Origin of the sequence: Oceanibacterium hippocampi, from assembly GCF_900172325.1 — a bacterium.
In the GTDB taxonomy this organism is placed as follows: Bacteria; Pseudomonadota; Alphaproteobacteria; order Sneathiellales; family Sneathiellaceae; genus Oceanibacterium; species Oceanibacterium hippocampi.
Window position 1 is genome coordinate 86,029 of sequence record NZ_FWFR01000002.1, and the last position, 15,758, is coordinate 101,786.

General features: G+C 68.0%; 15 protein-coding genes. 11 read left to right on the forward strand and 4 right to left on the reverse strand.

Going from position 1 to position 15,758, the window contains the following annotated elements; all coding sequences use genetic code 11:
- Positions 1-27 precede the first annotated feature (27 nt).
- From eno to OCH7691_RS11450, 8 genes are all read left to right on the forward strand, one after another.
- Positions 28-1,305, forward strand: a complete 1,278-nt coding sequence (gene eno, locus OCH7691_RS11415; protein ID WP_085883680.1) for a phosphopyruvate hydratase — start codon at positions 28-30, stop codon at positions 1,303-1,305.
- A gap of 73 nt (positions 1,306-1,378) precedes the next feature.
- Positions 1,379-1,693 carry an FtsB family cell division protein gene (locus tag OCH7691_RS11420; protein ID WP_217807936.1) on the forward strand — a complete coding sequence of 105 codons (315 nt, stop codon included), beginning with the start codon at positions 1,379-1,381 and terminating at the stop codon, positions 1,691-1,693.
- A gap of 172 nt (positions 1,694-1,865) precedes the next feature.
- On the forward strand, positions 1,866-2,963 hold the full coding sequence (gene pdhA / locus OCH7691_RS11425) for a pyruvate dehydrogenase (acetyl-transferring) E1 component subunit alpha (RefSeq protein ID WP_085884435.1): 1,098 nt from the start codon (positions 1,866-1,868) through the stop codon (positions 2,961-2,963).
- 64 nt (positions 2,964-3,027) lie between these two features.
- Complete coding sequence (locus tag OCH7691_RS11430; RefSeq protein ID WP_370853117.1) at positions 3,028-4,413, forward strand: pyruvate dehydrogenase complex E1 component subunit beta; 1,386 nt, start codon at positions 3,028-3,030, stop codon at positions 4,411-4,413.
- Positions 4,414-4,423: 10 nt separating this feature from the next.
- A complete protein-coding gene (locus tag OCH7691_RS11435; RefSeq protein WP_085883682.1) occupies positions 4,424-5,770 on the forward strand; it encodes a pyruvate dehydrogenase complex dihydrolipoamide acetyltransferase in 1,347 nt (448 codons plus the stop codon).
- A 13-nt stretch (positions 5,771-5,783) separates the two neighbouring features.
- Complete coding sequence (gene lpdA, locus OCH7691_RS11440; protein WP_085883683.1) at positions 5,784-7,187, forward strand: dihydrolipoyl dehydrogenase; 1,404 nt, start codon at positions 5,784-5,786, stop codon at positions 7,185-7,187.
- 48 nt (positions 7,188-7,235) lie between these two features.
- Positions 7,236-8,183, forward strand: coding sequence for a lipoyl synthase (gene lipA, locus OCH7691_RS11445; protein ID WP_085883684.1), 948 nt, complete (start codon positions 7,236-7,238; stop codon positions 8,181-8,183).
- 12 nt (positions 8,184-8,195) lie between these two features.
- On the forward strand, positions 8,196-8,690 hold the full coding sequence (locus tag OCH7691_RS11450) for a type II toxin-antitoxin system RatA family toxin (protein ID WP_085883685.1): 495 nt from the start codon (positions 8,196-8,198) through the stop codon (positions 8,688-8,690).
- Positions 8,691-8,702: 12 nt separating this feature from the next.
- On the opposite strand, the gene OCH7691_RS11455 is transcribed toward OCH7691_RS11450, so the two are convergent.
- The 4 genes from OCH7691_RS11455 to OCH7691_RS11470 all read right to left on the reverse strand — a co-directional run bounded on the left by OCH7691_RS11455 (position 8,703) and on the right by OCH7691_RS11470 (position 11,827).
- Positions 8,703-9,515, reverse strand: coding sequence for a class I SAM-dependent methyltransferase (locus OCH7691_RS11455; protein ID WP_085884436.1), 813 nt, complete (start codon positions 9,513-9,515; stop codon positions 8,703-8,705).
- Positions 9,516-9,654: 139 nt separating this feature from the next.
- Positions 9,655-10,161, reverse strand: coding sequence for a CinA family protein (locus OCH7691_RS11460; protein WP_085883686.1), 507 nt, complete (start codon positions 10,159-10,161; stop codon positions 9,655-9,657).
- Complete coding sequence (locus OCH7691_RS11465; RefSeq protein ID WP_085883687.1) at positions 10,158-10,670, reverse strand: phosphatidylglycerophosphatase A family protein; 513 nt, start codon at positions 10,668-10,670, stop codon at positions 10,158-10,160. Before OCH7691_RS11465 ends, OCH7691_RS11460 begins: the two co-directional genes overlap by 4 nt.
- Entirely contained in the window at positions 10,667-11,827 is a 1,161-nt protein-coding gene (locus OCH7691_RS11470) for a bifunctional 2-C-methyl-D-erythritol 4-phosphate cytidylyltransferase/2-C-methyl-D-erythritol 2,4-cyclodiphosphate synthase (RefSeq protein WP_085883688.1), read from the reverse strand. The genes OCH7691_RS11465 and OCH7691_RS11470 overlap by 4 nt, the downstream gene beginning before the upstream one ends.
- A gap of 187 nt (positions 11,828-12,014) precedes the next feature.
- On the opposite strand from OCH7691_RS11470, the gene dusB reads away from it, so the two are divergent.
- From dusB to ntrC, 3 genes are read left to right on the forward strand one after another with little or no spacing between them, the layout of a single operon-like run.
- Positions 12,015-13,013 carry a tRNA dihydrouridine synthase DusB gene (gene dusB, locus OCH7691_RS11475; RefSeq protein ID WP_085883689.1) on the forward strand — a complete coding sequence of 333 codons (999 nt, stop codon included), beginning with the start codon at positions 12,015-12,017 and terminating at the stop codon, positions 13,011-13,013.
- A complete protein-coding gene (locus OCH7691_RS11480; protein ID WP_085883690.1) occupies positions 13,010-14,122 on the forward strand; it encodes a two-component system sensor histidine kinase NtrB in 1,113 nt (370 codons plus the stop codon). The genes dusB and OCH7691_RS11480 overlap by 4 nt, the downstream gene beginning before the upstream one ends.
- 1 nt (position 14,123) lies before the next feature.
- Positions 14,124-15,563: a nitrogen regulation protein NR(I) gene (gene ntrC / locus OCH7691_RS11485; protein WP_085883691.1), complete on the forward strand. Its 1,440-nt coding sequence runs from the start codon at positions 14,124-14,126 to the stop codon at positions 15,561-15,563.
- The last annotated feature ends 195 nt before the right edge of the window (positions 15,564-15,758 follow it).

The following is a 15,758-nucleotide window of genomic DNA, read 5'->3' on the forward strand; positions in this document are numbered from 1 at the left end:
CATCACCGAAAACGAGGAAGAGACGAGATGACCGCGATCATCGACATTACCGGCCGGGAAATCCTGGACAGCCGAGGCAACCCGACGGTCGAAGTCGAGGTAACGCTGGAGACTGGCGCCGAGGGCCGCGCCGCGGTTCCCTCGGGGGCCTCGACCGGCGCCCACGAGGCGGTCGAACTGCGCGACGGCGGCAGCCGCTATCTCGGCAAGGGCGTCGAGAAGGCGGTCGCGGCGGTCAACGGCGAGATCTACGACGCGCTGTCCGGGATGGACGCCGAGGAACAGTTCGTCATCGACGACACGATGTGCACCCTCGACGGGACCGAGAACAAGGCCCGGCTCGGCGCCAACGCGATCCTGGGGGTCAGCCTGGCGGTCGCCCGCGCCGCCGCCGACGAGATCGGCCAGCCGCTCTACCGCTATGTCGGCGGGGTCAGCGCCCGCGTCCTGCCGGTGCCGATGATGAACATCATCAACGGCGGCGCGCATGCCGACAACCCGATCGACTTCCAGGAATTCATGATCATGCCGGTCGCCGCCGACACCATGCGCGACGCGGTGCGGATGGGTTCGGAAATCTTCCACACGTTGCGCAGGAAGCTGGTCGACGCCGGGCACAACACCAATGTCGGCGACGAGGGCGGGTTCGCACCCAATCTCAGCAGCGCGCGTGAAGCCCTTGATTTCATTCTCTCCTCGATCGAAGCGGCCGGCTACAAGCCCGGCGACGACGTGATGCTGGCGCTCGATCCGGCCTCGACCGAGTTCTTCCGCGACGGCCGCTACCACCTGGACGGCGAGGGCAAGGTGCTCGAGCCACAGGCAATGGCAGAATACTATGCCGAGCTCGTCGGTGCCTATCCGATCCTCTCTATCGAGGACGGCATGGCCGAGGACGACTGGGACGGCTGGAAGGCGCTCACCGACGCGATCGGCGACCGGGTGCAACTCGTCGGCGACGACCTTTTCGTCACCAACCCGGTGCGTCTGGCGCGCGGCATCGAGAGCGGGGCGGCCAACTCGATCCTCGTCAAGGTGAACCAGATCGGCACCCTGACCGAGGCCCTTGCCGCCGTCGACATGGCGCATCGTGCCGCCTACACGGCGGTGATGTCGCACCGCTCCGGCGAGACCGAGGATACCACCATCGCCGACCTCGCGGTCGCCACCAACTGCGGACAGATCAAGACCGGCAGCCTGGCCCGTTCGGACCGGCTGGCCAAGTACAACCAGCTCATCCGCATCGAGGAGGATCTCGGCCCGGCAGCCAGCTATGCCGGCACCAGCATCCTCCGCGCGCGTTGAGCGGCAGGGAAATCAGGATGTCGCGCCCGTCACGGCACTTGACCGCGACGGGCGCATCTGATTCGATCCTCATATGGGCCTGATATTCGAAATCCGCCGCCGGGTGCTTGCGAGCCTGACGCCCATGTTCTGTCTGCTCGCGGTGGTTTATTTCGGCTATCACATCATCGAGGGCGATCGCGGGCTCTTCGCCTATCTGCGCCTCAAGCACGAGATCGACACCGCCAGCCACACGCTGGCCGTGGTCACCGCCGAGCGTGAAAAGCTGGAACGCCGGGTTGCGCTGCTGCATCCCGACGGGCTCGATATCGACCTGCTCGACGAGCGTGCGCGCGCCACGCTCGGCCTCAGCCATCCGGACGACGCGGTAATCTTCCTGCCCGAATAAATGGTGTTTCGCCGTCCCGTCGCGGGTTCGCGATCCTGCCGTTCACGGGCATGTGCAATGTCGCGCCATGGCCTTGTCAATCGCGCCGTCATGGGGCAGTTTCAATCGTGATCGGCAAAGGGTGCCCGCGGACCGAGGCAACCCGCACGACCGCCTACCGGGAGAAGTGTTCATGGCCAGGGCCGCCCAACGAAAATCGACGAGCACCGCCAGCAAGGCGACGCGCAGCGCCAGCAAGGCGACAAGCAGCGCCGGCAAGGCGACGGGAACGCGGCGTGCCGCGAAGAAACCCGCGGTCGACCGCGACGAGATGCTGCACCATTACCGCGAGATGCTGATGATCCGGCGCTTCGAGGAGCGTGCCGGCCAGATGTACGGCATGGGCCTGATCGGCGGCTTCTGCCATCTCTATATCGGCCAGGAAGCGGTCGTCGTCGGCATGCAGTCGGCGCTGAAGGAGGGTGACGCGGTCATCACCTCCTATCGCGACCACGGCCACATGCTGGCCTGCGGCATGGATCCGAAGGGCGTCATGGCCGAGCTGACCGGCCGCGTCGGCGGTTATTCGCGGGGCAAGGGCGGCTCCATGCACATGTTCTCGAAGGAGAAGCACTTCTATGGCGGGCACGGCATCGTCGGTGCCTGCGTGCCGCTCGGCGCTGGGCTCGCCTTTTCCCAGAAGTACCAGGACACCGACAATGTCACGCTGATCTATTTCGGCGACGGGGCGACCAACCAGGGCCAGGTCTACGAGACCCTGAACATGGCCGAGCTCTGGAGCCTGCCGGCGATCTTCGTCATCGAGAACAACGAATATGCCATGGGCACCGCGGTCAAGCGCGCCTCGGCGCAAACCGAGCTCTACCGGCGCGGCGAGAGTTTCGGCGTGCCCGGCAGGCAGGTCGACGGCATGGACGTGCTGGCGGTGCGCGACGCCGCGCGCGAGGCGGTTGCCCATTGCCGGGCCGGCAACGGCCCGCTGCTCCTCGAAATGAAGACCTATCGCTATCGCGGCCATTCGATGTCCGACCCGGCGAAATACCGCTCCAAGGAAGAGGTCACCAAGCGCCGCAGCGAGAGCGACCCGATCGACCGCGCGCGCGCGGCGCTGATCGACACGCTGAAGGTCGGCGAGGACGAATTGAAGGAGATCGATCGCGAGGTGAAGCGGATCATCACCGAGGCCGCCGACTTCGCCCAGAACAGCCCGGAGCCCGATCCGGAAGAACTGTACACGGACATCCTCGCCCCCGCCGTGGCGGCGGAATAACGCACGAGACGGAGAGGGAACGACGATGCCCACCGAAATCCTGATGCCCGCGCTGTCGCCGACGATGACCGAGGGCAACCTCGCCAAATGGCTCGTCAAGGTAGGCGACACGGTTTCCGCCGGCGATGCCATCGCGGAAATCGAGACCGACAAGGCGACCATGGAAGTGGAGGCCGCCGACGACGGCAAGATTGGCCGCATCCTTGTCGACGAAGGGTCCGAGAACATCGCCGTCAACACGCCGATCGCGCTGTTGCTGGGCGAAGGCGAGAGCGACGGCGACCTGGCCGGATACAGCGCCAACGGCGGCGGCGGCAAGGCGAAGGCCGAGCCGGAAGACAAGCCCGAACCGGCGCCGAAGCAGGAGGCCGAGGCGCGCCCGGCGCCGACCGCGGGCGAGGGCCGCCAGCCGGCCCAGCCGCGTTCGAGCGAGCCGGCGGAGCCGGATATCCCGGCCGGCACCGAGATGGTCACCATGACGCTCCGCGAGGCCCTGCGCGACGCGATGGCCGAGGAGATGCGCCGCGACAAGCGGGTCTTCGTCATGGGCGAGGAAGTGGCCGAGTACCAGGGCGCCTACAAGGTGACCCAGGGCCTGCTCGAGGAGTTCGGGCCGCGCCGCGTGATCGACACGCCGATCACCGAGCAGGGCTTTGCCGGCATCGGCGTCGGCGCCGCCTTTCACGGCCTGCGTCCGATCGTCGAGTTCATGACCTTCAACTTCGCCATGCAGGCGATCGACCAGATCATCAACTCGGCCGCCAAGACGCGCTACATGTCCGGCGGCCAGATGGCCTCGCCGATGGTGTTCCGCGGGCCGAACGGCGCCGCCTCCCGCGTCGGCGCCCAGCATTCCCAGTGTTACGCCTCGTGGTATGCCCATTGCCCGGGCCTGATCGTCTGCATTCCCTATTCGGCGGCCGACGCCAAGGGCCTGCTGAAGGCGGCGATCCGTGACGAGAACCCGGTGATCTTCCTCGAGAACGAGCTGCTCTACGGCCAGAGTTTCGAGGTCCCGGTGCTGGACGACTACGTGCTGCCGTTCGGCAAGGCGCGCATCGCCCGCAGCGGCGGCGACGTCACGCTGGTCGCCTACGGCATCGCCGTCGGACTGGCGCTGAAGGCGGCCGAGGCACTGGCGGGCGAGGGCATCGAGGCGGAGGTGATCGATCTTCGCACCGTGCGTCCGCTCGACATGGCGACGGTCGTCGCCTCGGTGAAGAAGACGAACCGCTGCGTCACCGTCGAGGAAGGCTGGCCGGTCGCCGGCATGGGCGCCGAGATCGCCGCCCAGGTCATGGAGCAGGCCTTCGACTATCTCGACGCGCCGGTTGCCCGGGTCACCGGCAAGGACGTTCCGATGCCCTACGCGGCCAACCTGGAAAAGCTTGCGCTGCCCAATACCGGAGACGTCGTCGCCGCGGCCAAGGCCGTCACCTACCGCGCCTGAGAGGATCGACATGCCCATCACGATCACCATGCCGGCGCTCTCGCCGACGATGACTGAAGGCACGCTGGCCAGCTGGACCGTCAAGGAGGGCGCGACGGTTACCTCCGGCGACGTGCTTGCCGAGATCGAGACCGACAAGGCGACCATGGAGGTCGAGGCGGTGGACGAGGGCAGGCTCGCCCGCATCCTGGTCCAGGCCGGTACCGAGAATGTCGCGGTCAACACGCCGATCGCCGTCCTCCTGGAGGAAGGCGAGGACGAAAGCGCCCTGGAAGGCTACGCGCCCGAGGGCGGGCCCGGCCAGACGGGCGACGGCAGCGGCAAGGCGGCCGAACCGGAAGCCGCGCCCGAGCCGGCCAAGCCGGCGGAGCCCGAGACTGCGCCGCGTGCCGAGGCAAAGCTCGCCCCGGCCCCGAAGCAGGTAGCCGCCGGATCGGGGAAGGACGGGCGGATCTTCGCCAGCCCGCTGGCCCGCCGGCTCGCCGGGGAGGCCGGAATCGAACTCGCCGGCATCGACGGCTCCGGCCCCCATGGCCGGATCGTGAAGGCAGACGTGGAGAAGGCGAAGGCCTCGCCGCGCCCGGCGTCCCAACCCGCGAAACAGGCCGAGGCCGGCAAGGCGCCCGCACCGGCGGCAGCCCAGCCCGCCGCCGCCTCGTTCGGCCCGCCATCGGCGCCGCACGAGGAGATCACCCTTTCGAACATGCGGAAGACCATCGCCCGCCGCCTGACCGAGGCCAAGCAGACGGTGCCGCATTTCTATCTGACGGTGAATTGCGAGATCGACGCGCTGCTGGCGCTGCGCAAGCAGCTCAACGCGAAGTCGGACGCCTACAAGCTCTCGGTGAACGACTTCGTCATCCGTGCCGCGGCACTGGCCCTTCGCGACGTGCCGGACGCCAACGCCTCCTGGGGCGGCGACAGGATCTACCGTTACAAGGAAGTCGACGTTTCGGTCGCGGTCGCCATCGACGAGGGCCTGATCACGCCGATCGTTCGCCAGGCCGACCGTAAGGGCCTCGCCGAGATATCCTCCTCGATGAAGGATCTGGCCGAGCGCGCCAAGGCCGGCAAGCTTAAGCTCGAGGAATTCCAGGGCGGTTCCTTCTCGATTTCCAACCTCGGGATGTTCGGGATCAGCGAGTTCTCCGCCGTCATCAATCCGCCGCAGGGCGCGATCCTGGCGATCGGCGCAGGCGAACAGCGGCCGGTGGTGAAGGACGGCGCGCTCGCCGTCGCGACGATGATGACCTGCACGTTGTCCTGCGATCACCGGGTCATCGACGGGGCGCTCGGCGCCCGCCTGCTCGCCGCCTTCAAGGGCTTCATCGAAGATCCCTTGACCATGCTGCTCTGAGGGGGACGCCACCGTGACAGAGACGAATTTCGATCTGGTCGTCGTCGGCAGCGGCCCGGGCGGCTATGTCGCGGCGATCCGCGCGGCCCAGCTCGGCCTGAAGACCGCGGTCGTGGAACGTGAGCACCTGGGCGGAATCTGCCTGAACTGGGGCTGCATCCCGACCAAGGCGCTGCTGCGGACCGCCGATATCTACACGCTGGCGAGCCACGCCGCCGATTTCGGGATCAAGGTCGAGGGCCTGAGCTTCGACATCGACAAGGTCGTCAAGCGTTCCCGCCAGGTCGCGGGCCAGCTTTCCGGCGGCGTCAAGCATCTGCTGAAGAAGAACAAGGTCACCGTGTTCGACGGTCACGGCACCCTGCAGGGCAAGGGCCGGGTCGCCGTCGCCAGGGACGGCAAGGCGGTCGCGACGCTTCAGACGAAGCATATCATGCTTGCCACCGGGGCCCGTGCGCGCGAGCTGCCGGGGCTGGAGTTCGACGGCAAGCTGGTCTGGTCCTACAAGGAGGCGATGGTCCCCGACCATATGCCGAAATCGCTGCTGGTCGTCGGTTCCGGCGCCATCGGGATCGAGTTCGCGAGCTTCTACCGGGCGCTCGGCGCCGAGGTCACCGTGGTCGAGGTGCTCGACCGGGTACTGCCGGTCGAGGATGCGGAAATCTCCGCCTTCGCCGAGAAGGCCTTCAAGAAGCAGGGCATGACGATCCTGACCGGGGCCGCGGTCGAGAAGCTCGAGCGGGGCAAGGATTCGGTCACCGCGACGATCAAGACCAGGGACGGCAAGACCGAGAAGAAGACCTTCGAGCGCGCCATCATGGCCGTCGGCATTGTCGGCAACGTCGAGAATATCGGTCTCGAGAACACCCGGGTGAAGGTCGAGAAGAGCCACGTCGTGATCGACGAATGGTGCCGGACCGACGAGCCCGGCGTCTACGCGATCGGCGACCTGGCCGGGCCGCCCTGGCTGGCCCACAAGGCGAGCCACGAAGGGGTGATCTGCGTCGAGAAGATCGCCGGCATCGAGGGCCTGCATCCCTTGAATACCGGCAATATCCCGGGCTGCACCTATTGCCACCCGCAGGTCGCCTCGGTCGGCCTGACGGAGGCGGCGGCGAAGGAGAAGGGGCACGAGGTCCGGGTCGGCCGCTTCCCCTTCATCGGCAACGGCAAGGCGATCGCGCTCGGCGAGCCGGAAGGCCTGATCAAGACCGTTTTCGACGCGAAGACCGGGGAAATGCTCGGCGCCCACATGATCGGCGCCGAGGTAACCGAGCTGATCCAGGGCTACGCGGTCGCCCGCACGCTCGAGACCACCGAGGCCGAGCTCATGCATACCGTGTTCCCGCATCCGACGCTCTCCGAGATGATGCACGAGTCGGTGCTTGACGCCTACGACCGGGCGATACACTTCTAGGACAGTCTTTGCGTGCCGCGGCGAGACCCGCGGCCTTGAGGGGTAGCGATGAACGAGTTGACCGCGCCGGTCCGCCCGCGCCATCCGGAGAAGGCGCGGAACCCGGACAACCCGGTCCTCCGCAAGCCGGCCTGGATCCGCGTCAAGGCGCCGGGCAGCAAGGCCTTCGGCAATACCCGCGGGATCCTGAAGGACCTCAATCTCACGACCGTCTGCGAAGAGGCGGCCTGTCCGAACATCGGCGAGTGCTGGGAGAAGAAGCACGCGACGATGATGATCATGGGCGAGACCTGCACGCGGGCCTGCGCCTTCTGCAACGTCGCGACCGGTCGCCCGTTGCCTCTCGACGCGGACGAGCCCGCCCGGGTGGGCGAGGCGGTGCGCCGGCTGGGGCTGGCCCATGTGGTGATCACCTCGGTCGATCGGGACGATCTCGCCGACGGCGGCGCCGCCCATTTCGCGGCGGTGATCGAGGCGATCCGCGCCGCCATGCCGGCGACCACGATCGAGATCCTGACGCCCGATTTCCTGCGCAAGGACGGCGCGCTGGAGATCGTCGTCGCGGCCCGTCCGGATGTCTTCAACCACAATCTGGAAACCGTGCCCCGGCTCTATCCCTCGGTGCGACCGGGCGCCCGCTACTACCACTCGCTGCGCCTGCTCGACCGGGTCAAGGAAATGGACCCGAAGATGTTCACCAAGTCCGGCCTGATGGTCGGCCTCGGCGAAAGCCGGGAAGAGGTGATGCAGGTGATGGACGACATGCGCTCCGCCGATATCGACTTCATCACCGTCGGCCAGTATCTGGCGCCGACCCGCAAGCATCATCCGATCGATCGCTTCGTCACGCCGGAGGAATTCCACGGCCTCGAGACGATGGCCTATGGCAAGGGCTTCCTGATGGTCTCGGCCTCGCCGCTGACCCGCTCGAGCCATCACGCGGGGGAGGATTTCGCACGGCTTCGCGAGGCCCGCGAAGCCGCGGTCGGCGGCTGAGGCGACAGGCCGATGCCAACCCATGCGGAAAAGCGTGTCCTGCCCTATTCGCCGGACCAGATGTTCGAGCTGGTGGCGGCTATCGACCGTTATCCCGAGTTCCTGCCCTGGTGCGTCGGCGCCCGGATCCGCAAGCGCGAGGGCGACGTCGTCACCGCGGACCTGATCGTCGGCTTCAAGATGTTCCGCGAGCAGTTCGTTTCCCGTGTCGAACTCGACCGGGAGAACATGCGGATCGACGTCAACTATCTCGACGGGCCGTTCCGCTACCTCAACAATCACTGGATCTTCAAGGAGCACCCGGACGGCTGCCTGATCGACTTCTATGTCGATTTCGAATTCCGTTCGCGCATGCTGCAGCGAACCATCGGGATGCTGTTCAACGAGGCGGTGCGCCGCATGATCGCTGCCTTCGAGGCGCGCGCAGACGCGCTCTACGGCGAGAAGCCGGGCGGTGGCAAGCGCGGCGTGCTGTCGGCCGAGAGTGGCGCCTCCTCGAAGGGCTGATCCCGCCGGCCGTCAGACGGTCGCGACCACCACATGCGCCTGGACCTTGCCCGACACCGGGCCATCGCCGCAGGCTGCGGCGATGGCCTCGGCGATCCTGTCGGTGACCTCGCCGAGGCCCGCTGGCGCCCGCGCCAGGATCTCGTTCCGGAGCGGGGTGCCCTGGCAATAGGCGATGGCCGGATCGCGAGGACCCGGTGCCGTGCTCGGCCGCGCCAGTGTCTCGACCTCGATATCGACGAAGTCGGCGGTCCGGAGGTCGTCGACGATTGCCGCGACATCGTGGTAGCCGTGCGGTGTGCGGGCAAGGAAGCGGGGCGGATCGGTGGGGAAGATCTTCGCCGCCGCGTCGGTCACCATCCGCGCCAGGTCGTTGTGTTCGATCGCGTCCCAGGCATTGAACAGGAAGCGGCCGCCCGGCTTCAGAACCCGCCGCGCCTCCCGGTATCCGGCGACCCGGTCGGGAAAGAACATGACCCCGAACTGGCAGCACAGCACGTCGAAGCTGGCGTCGTCGAAGGGGAGCGCCAGGGCGTCGGCCTGGCGCCAGTCGATCCGCTTATCCTTGCCCTGCCGGTCGATGGCCCGTTGCAGCATGGGCTGGTTCAGGTCGCTCGCCACGTAGCGGGCATCCGGGCCGAGCAACGGGGCGAGGGCACGGGTCACGACACCGCTGCCCGCGGCGGTCTCGAGCACGTGCCCGGGCCGGGATGCGGCAACACGGCCGGCGAGATCGGCGGCAAAGGCCTCGAAGATCAGCGGCACCAGGTAACGGTCGTAGATTTCGGGAATCGAGTCGGAGAAAACCTTGTCGGCTTCGAGCAGCATCGCTTTCTCTCCACGATCGCGCCGCGCAGGATCGATGCGGCCGTCACGGCGCGGAGCCCCGGCCGGATCGTCGATCCCAAATATTAGCAGGAACGGAAATACGCCGTTGCGACATTTCTGTGGCCTGAGTCGGGTCTCAGCGGGCGATCGCGGCCTCGATCGCCTCGATCAGCATGTCGAGGGCGACGGTGACGGTCGCGGCGCGGATCCCGGAACGGCCGAGGTCGCCGAACAGCATCTTGCGGTGGCGGGTCGGCTGGCCGGCGGCGGAACAGGCCAGATGCACCAGCCCGACCGGCTTCGCCGCGGTTCCGCCGCCCGGTCCGGCAACGCCGGTACAGGATACGCCGAGCTCGACGCCCGACTGGCGCCGCGCGCCCTCGGCCATGGCGCGGGCAACCTCCTCCGAGACCGCGCCGACCCGGCCGATCAGCCCGGCGGGGACGCCCAGCATTGCCGTCTTCGCCTCGTTCGAATAGGTGACGAAGCCCCGGTCGACGACCGCCGAGGAGCCGGCAATCTCGGTCAGCGTCGCGGCGATCAGCCCGCCGGTGCAGGATTCCGCGGTCGCGACATGCCAGCCGAGCGCTTCGGCCCGGCGCAGGACGTCAGCGGCGCGACGGCGATTGTCCTTGTCGATCATGCTGCTCCTCCAGACAGGTAGTCTGCCAGCCCGAGGTAACCGGCGACACAGGCGAGCCCGTAAAGCCCGGCCAGAATGTCGTCGGCCATGACGCCAAGCGCGCCGGGCAACCGGCGATCGGCCCAGCCGACCGGCCAGGGCTTGACGATATCGAACAGCCGGAAGGCGGCGAAGCCGACCGCGAAGGCGAGCGGATCCGGGCTGCCGGCGCTGGTCGCGGCGAGCAGGGCGAGCCACTGCCCGGCGACCTCGTCGATCACCACCTCGCCGGGATCCTTGAGCCCCTTGGCCCGGCAATAGGCGGCGCTGGCCCAGAGCCCGGCAAGGAAGGCGAGAAGCGTGGCCAGCGCCAGCCACGGCCAGCCCGCGAATTCGAGGATGACCCAGGCGAAGGGCAGTGCGGCAAGCGAGCCCCAGGTCCCCGGCGCCTTCGGGATCAGGCCGGCGCCGAACCAGGTGGCGATCAGGCTCGCCGGATGGCTGAAGGCGATGCCGTCCGGCCGGTTCATCGCGCCGGTCCGTCGAAGGCGACGGTCGCCAGCGCCTGGGCGGCGATCCCCTCGCGGCGGCCGGTGAAGCCCAGCCGTTCCGTGGTCGTCGCCTTGACGCTGACACGGCCGACCTCGAGGCCGAGAATGTCGGCGATCCGCGCCCGCATCGCTTCCCTGTGGGGGCCGACCTTCGGCGCCTCGCAGATCAGCGTGACGTCAACAGCCGTGATCCGCGCGCCGGCGGCGCGGACCCGTTCGCCCGCATGGCGCAGGAAGCGGTCGGAGGCGACGCCGCGCCATTGCGGATCGGAGGGCAGGAAATGGCTGCCGATATCGCCGTCGCCGATTGCCCCGAGCAGGGCATCGGTGAGCGCATGCAGGCCGACGTCGGCGTCGGAATGGCCTTTCAGCGCCGCCTCGTGCGGGATCTCGACGCCACAGAGATAGACCCGGTCGCCTGCCTCGAAGGCATGCACATCGAATCCCTGTCCGACCCGGATATCCGCCATGCCTGCCCCCAGTTCGCGGCCCGCGCGGGCCAGGTCTTCCGCCGTCGTCACCTTGAAGGCGCGCTCGCTGCCGGCGACGGTGTGGACGGCGATTCCGGCCGCCGCCGCGACCGAGGCATCGTCCGTGTGGTGCCCGCCGGCGGCGCGCCGATGGGCGTCCAGGATGGTCGCGAAGCGGAAGCCTTGCGGCGTCTGCGCGCGGTAGAGGCCGGCACGGTCGATATCGCAGGCCACGCTGTCGCCGTCGAGCCGCTTCAGGCTGTCGGCGACGGCGAGCACCGGCAGCACCGCTGCGTGTTGCTTCAGCGCGGCGAGGCAGCGATCGATCAGCGCCGGCTCGACAAGCGGCCGGGCGGCGTCGTGGATCAGGACCTCGGTGGGAGCGAACTCGACCAGGCTTTCCAGTCCGGCGCGAACCGAATCCTGGCGCTCGGCGCCGCCGGTCACCGGGCCGGCGAGGTCGAGCCCGGCGACCGCAGTGTCATAGACGGCGCGGTCATCGGCATGGATCACGACGCGGACGCCGGCGATTCCCGGATGGCCGAGAAAGGCCCGTACCGCGTGCCGCAGCATCGGCTCGCCGGCGAGCGGCAGGTACTGCTTGGCCCGGCCGGCGCCGACCCGCGTGCCGCGCCCGGCAGCGACGATCAATGCATAGGCTCCCATGGGCCGGACACTAGCGCGGCTTCCCGCCGGTTGGAAGCGGACAGGCATCGGCGGCGGCTGCCGGCAAGGCAGCGGTTCGGCCGATGGCGACAACCCCGACGATTTCGCTCGACAAGGTATCTTGCGGTGCAGCAAAAGCTGCCGTAGATTGCCCACGAATTGATCAGTAAGGCAAAGTGACCAATAAATGACCATCAGGATCGGGCCGATAACGGTCGAGGGCCGCGTCGTGCTGGCGCCGATGTCCGGAATCAGCGACCTGCCGTTCCGTCGCCTGGCCCGGCGCGCCGGGGTCGGTCTGGTCGTCTCGGAAATGATTGCCAGCCGTTCGATGATCCAGGAGAGCCGGGAATCGATGCGGTTGTCGCGGTCCGAACCGGAGGAGCGGCCGATGGCCGTGCAACTGGCCGGCTGCGAGCCCGAAGTGATGGCCGAGGCGGCGCGGCTCAACGCCGACCGGGGCGCCGAGATCATCGACATCAACATGGGCTGCCCGGTCAAGAAAGTGGTCAGCGGGCAGGCCGGCTCGGCGCTGATGCGCGATCTCGACCACGCGGCCCGGATCATCGCCGCGACCGTCAGGGCGGTCAGCCTGCCAGTGACGCTGAAGATGCGGACCGGCTGGGACATGGAGAACCGGAACGCCCCGGAACTCGCGCGGATCGCCGAGAACGAGGGTATCCGCATGATCACCGTGCACGGCCGGACCCGGGCGCAATTGTTCAACGGCCGGGCCGACTGGCGCTTCGTCCGCCGGGTCCGCGAGGCGACCGGCCTGCCGCTGATCGTCAACGGCGACATTGCCGGCGTGGACGACGCCCGCGCCGCGCTCGAGCAATCCGGTGCGGACGGGGTGATGATCGGCCGCGGCGCCTATGGCCGGCCCTGGCTGCCGGGCGCGATCCGCCGTGCCCTCGACGGCGAGGAGGATGTCGGCGACCCGTCGCCGGAGGCCGAATGCGCCATCGTGCTGGAACATTACGACGCCATGCTCAGCCATTACGGTCTGAATGTCGGGCTTCGTGCCGCGCGCAAGCATCTCGGCTGGTACGGCGCCCGTCATGCCGGCGGCAAGAGCTTTCGCGACCGGGTCATGCGGCTCGACGAGGCGGACGCGGTGCGCCAGGAGATCCGTGCCTTCTATGCCGGTCTCGCCGACCAGGCGGCGAACGGGATCGCCGCATGACCGGCCCCTTCGCCCGGCGCTGGCGGCCGATCGACGAGAACCGCAATGCCGCCGTCATCAACGCCCTTCCGGCGCCGCTGCTGGTCATCGACGGGGAAGAGCGTATCGCCCTCGTCAATCCGGCCGCGGAAAGCTTCTTCGGTTCCAGCGCGACGCTGCTGGTCGGCCAGCCGATCATCGATCTGCTGCCGTTCGGCAGCCCGGTCGCGGCGCTGATCCGCTCGGCCCGCGAACAGGGCATCACGATCGCCGAGTATGACGTCGATATCGGCACGCCGAAGACCGGGCCGCGCAACGTGAACCTGACCGTCTCGCCGGTCTTCGAGGAGGCCGGCAGCGTCATCGTCCAGCTCGAGGATCGCTCGATCGCCGCCAAGATGGACCAGCAGTTGACCCAGCGCGGCGCGGCCCGTTCGGTCACCGCGATGGCCCAACTGCTTGCGCACGAGATCAAGAATCCGCTGTCCGGCATTCGCGGCGCGGCACAGCTGCTGGAACAGGCCGCCAGCGACGACGACCGGGTCCTGACCCGCCTGATCTGCGACGAGGCGGACCGCATCGTCGGGCTCGTCGACCGCATGGATGCCTTCACCGACGAACGGCCGCTGGAACGCGGCGGCGTCAACATCCACCAGGTGCTCGAGCATGTCCGCAATCTCGCCCGTTCGGGCTTTGCCCGTCATGTCCGCTTCGTGGAGACCTACGACCCGTCGCTGCCGCCGGTGCTCGGCAACCGCGACCAGCTCATCCAGGTCTTCCTGAACCTGGTCAAGAACGCCGCCGAGGCGGTACCGGCAGAGGGCGGCGAGATCCATCTCTCGACCGCCTACCGGCAGGGCATCCGGCTCGCCTTCGCCGGCAGTCGGGAGCGACTGCAACTGCCGCTCGAGGTCACCGTGGCCGACAATGGCGGCGGCATCCCGCAGGAACTGATCGGCAACCTGTTCGATCCGTTCGTCACCACCAAGCCGAACGGCAGCGGCCTTGGCCTTGCCCTTGTCGCCAAGATCGTTGGCGACCATCGCGGCATCATCGAATGCGACAACACCGACCGCGGCGCGCGATTCCGAATCCGCCTGCCGATCGACACGCGGCCGGAGGAGGGCTGACATGACCCGAACCGTTCTGATTGCCGACGACGACAGCGCCATCCGCACCGTGCTCGGCCAGGCGCTCGGCCGGGCCGGCTACAATGTCCGCACCACCGGGCTGGCGGCGACGCTCTACAACTGGGTCCAGGACGGCGAGGGCGACCTGGTGATCACCGACGTGGTCATGCCGGACGAGAACGGCCTCGACCTGCTGCCGCGCATCAAGCGGCTCCGCCCCGATCTGCCGATCGTGGTGATGAGCGCCCAGAACACCCTGTTCACGGCGATCCGGGCGACCGAACGCGGCGCCTACGACTACCTCGCCAAGCCGTTCGACCTGCGCGAACTGGTTCAGGTCGCCGAGCGCGCGCTGACCCGGCCGGAGGGGCCGCTCGCCACGCCGAAGCGGGAGGAGGAGGGCGAGGATATCCCGCTGGTCGGCCGTTCGCCGGCGATGCAGGAGATCTACCGCGTCCTTGCCCGCCTGATGGGGACCGACCTCTCGGTGCTGATCTTCGGCGAGTCCGGGACCGGCAAGGAACTGGTGGCGCGCGCCCTGCACGATTACGGCAAGCGCCGGAAGGGGCCTTTCGTCGCCATCAACATGGCGGCGATCCCGCGCGAACTGATCGAATCCGAGCTGTTCGGCCACGAGAAGGGTGCCTTCACCAGCGCCAACAACCGCTATGCCGGTCGCTTCGAGCAGGCCGAGGGCGGTACGCTGTTCCTCGACGAGATCGGCGACATGCCGATCGAGGCGCAGACCCGCCTGCTGCGCGTCCTGCAGCAGGGCGAATACACCACCGTGGGCGGGCGAACGCCGATCCGCGCCAATGTCCGGATCGTCGCCGCGACCAACAAGGACCTGAAGCAGTTCGTCCGCCAGGGCCTGTTCCGGGAGGATCTCTACTACCGGCTGAACGTGGTGCCGCTTCGCCTGCCGCCGCTCCGCGAACGCACCGACGACATTCCCGATCTGGTCTCCCACTTCATGCAGCAGGTGAAGGACGAGGGCCTGCCGGCCAAGCGCTTCGACAACACCGCCTTCGAATGGATGAAGTCCTACCGCTGGCCCGGCAATGTCCGGGAACTGGAGAACCTGGTGCGGCGGATCACCGCGCTGTATTCGGAGGAAGTGATCGGTGTCGAGATCGTGCGCCAGGAGCTGTCGAGCCGCGAGGAGACGCCGCCCCGGGAGGAGCCCCCGGAAGAGGAAAGCCTCGGCGATGCGGTGACCCGCCACCTGAGCCGCTATTTCGCCGCCCATGGCGATGGCCTGCCGCCGGCCGGTGTCTACGACCGGGTGATCCGCGAGGTCGAGCGGCCGCTGATCGGTCTCGTCCTCAATGCGACCCGCGGCAACCAGCTCCGCGCCGCCGAACTGCTCGGCGTCAACCGGAATACCCTGCGCAAGAAGATCCGCGACCTGGAGATCACGGTCATCCGCGGCATCAAGTAAAGCGCCTTGGCGCGAGCGGTCCGGCGATCGGCATCGCGGCCACACCGTTGCCGATGGGAGACCGGATCGCGTGACGCGCTGTTGCGTCTCTGATACATAACGGGACATGATTACCACGCTTCGGCGTATTCGATCGTAAATGGGCACAGGCGCGCATTGACAAACCCGACCAGCAGGGCGGACAAGCCCGGCAGC

Coding starts and splice junctions, on each gene's coding strand:
- lipA (WP_085883684.1), top strand. CDS start 7,236: ATGAACGAGTTGACCGCGCCGGTCCGCCCGCGCCATCCGGAGAAGGCG.
- OCH7691_RS11470 (WP_085883688.1), bottom strand. CDS start 11,827: ATGGGAGCCTATGCATTGATCGTCGCTGCCGGGCGCGGCACGCGGGTC.
- OCH7691_RS11465 (WP_085883687.1), bottom strand. CDS start 10,670: ATGAACCGGCCGGACGGCATCGCCTTCAGCCATCCGGCGAGCCTGATC.
- OCH7691_RS11450 (WP_085883685.1), top strand. CDS start 8,196: ATGCCAACCCATGCGGAAAAGCGTGTCCTGCCCTATTCGCCGGACCAG.
- pdhA (WP_085884435.1), top strand. CDS start 1,866: ATGGCCAGGGCCGCCCAACGAAAATCGACGAGCACCGCCAGCAAGGCG.
- OCH7691_RS11420 (WP_217807936.1), top strand. CDS start 1,379: ATGGGCCTGATATTCGAAATCCGCCGCCGGGTGCTTGCGAGCCTGACG.
- ntrC (WP_085883691.1), top strand. CDS start 14,124: ATGACCCGAACCGTTCTGATTGCCGACGACGACAGCGCCATCCGCACC.
- eno (WP_085883680.1), top strand. CDS start 28: ATGACCGCGATCATCGACATTACCGGCCGGGAAATCCTGGACAGCCGA.
- OCH7691_RS11435 (WP_085883682.1), top strand. CDS start 4,424: ATGCCCATCACGATCACCATGCCGGCGCTCTCGCCGACGATGACTGAA.
- dusB (WP_085883689.1), top strand. CDS start 12,015: ATGACCATCAGGATCGGGCCGATAACGGTCGAGGGCCGCGTCGTGCTG.
- OCH7691_RS11460 (WP_085883686.1), bottom strand. CDS start 10,161: ATGATCGACAAGGACAATCGCCGTCGCGCCGCTGACGTCCTGCGCCGG.
- OCH7691_RS11430 (WP_370853117.1), top strand. CDS start 3,028: ATGACCGAGGGCAACCTCGCCAAATGGCTCGTCAAGGTAGGCGACACG.
- OCH7691_RS11480 (WP_085883690.1), top strand. CDS start 13,010: ATGACCGGCCCCTTCGCCCGGCGCTGGCGGCCGATCGACGAGAACCGC.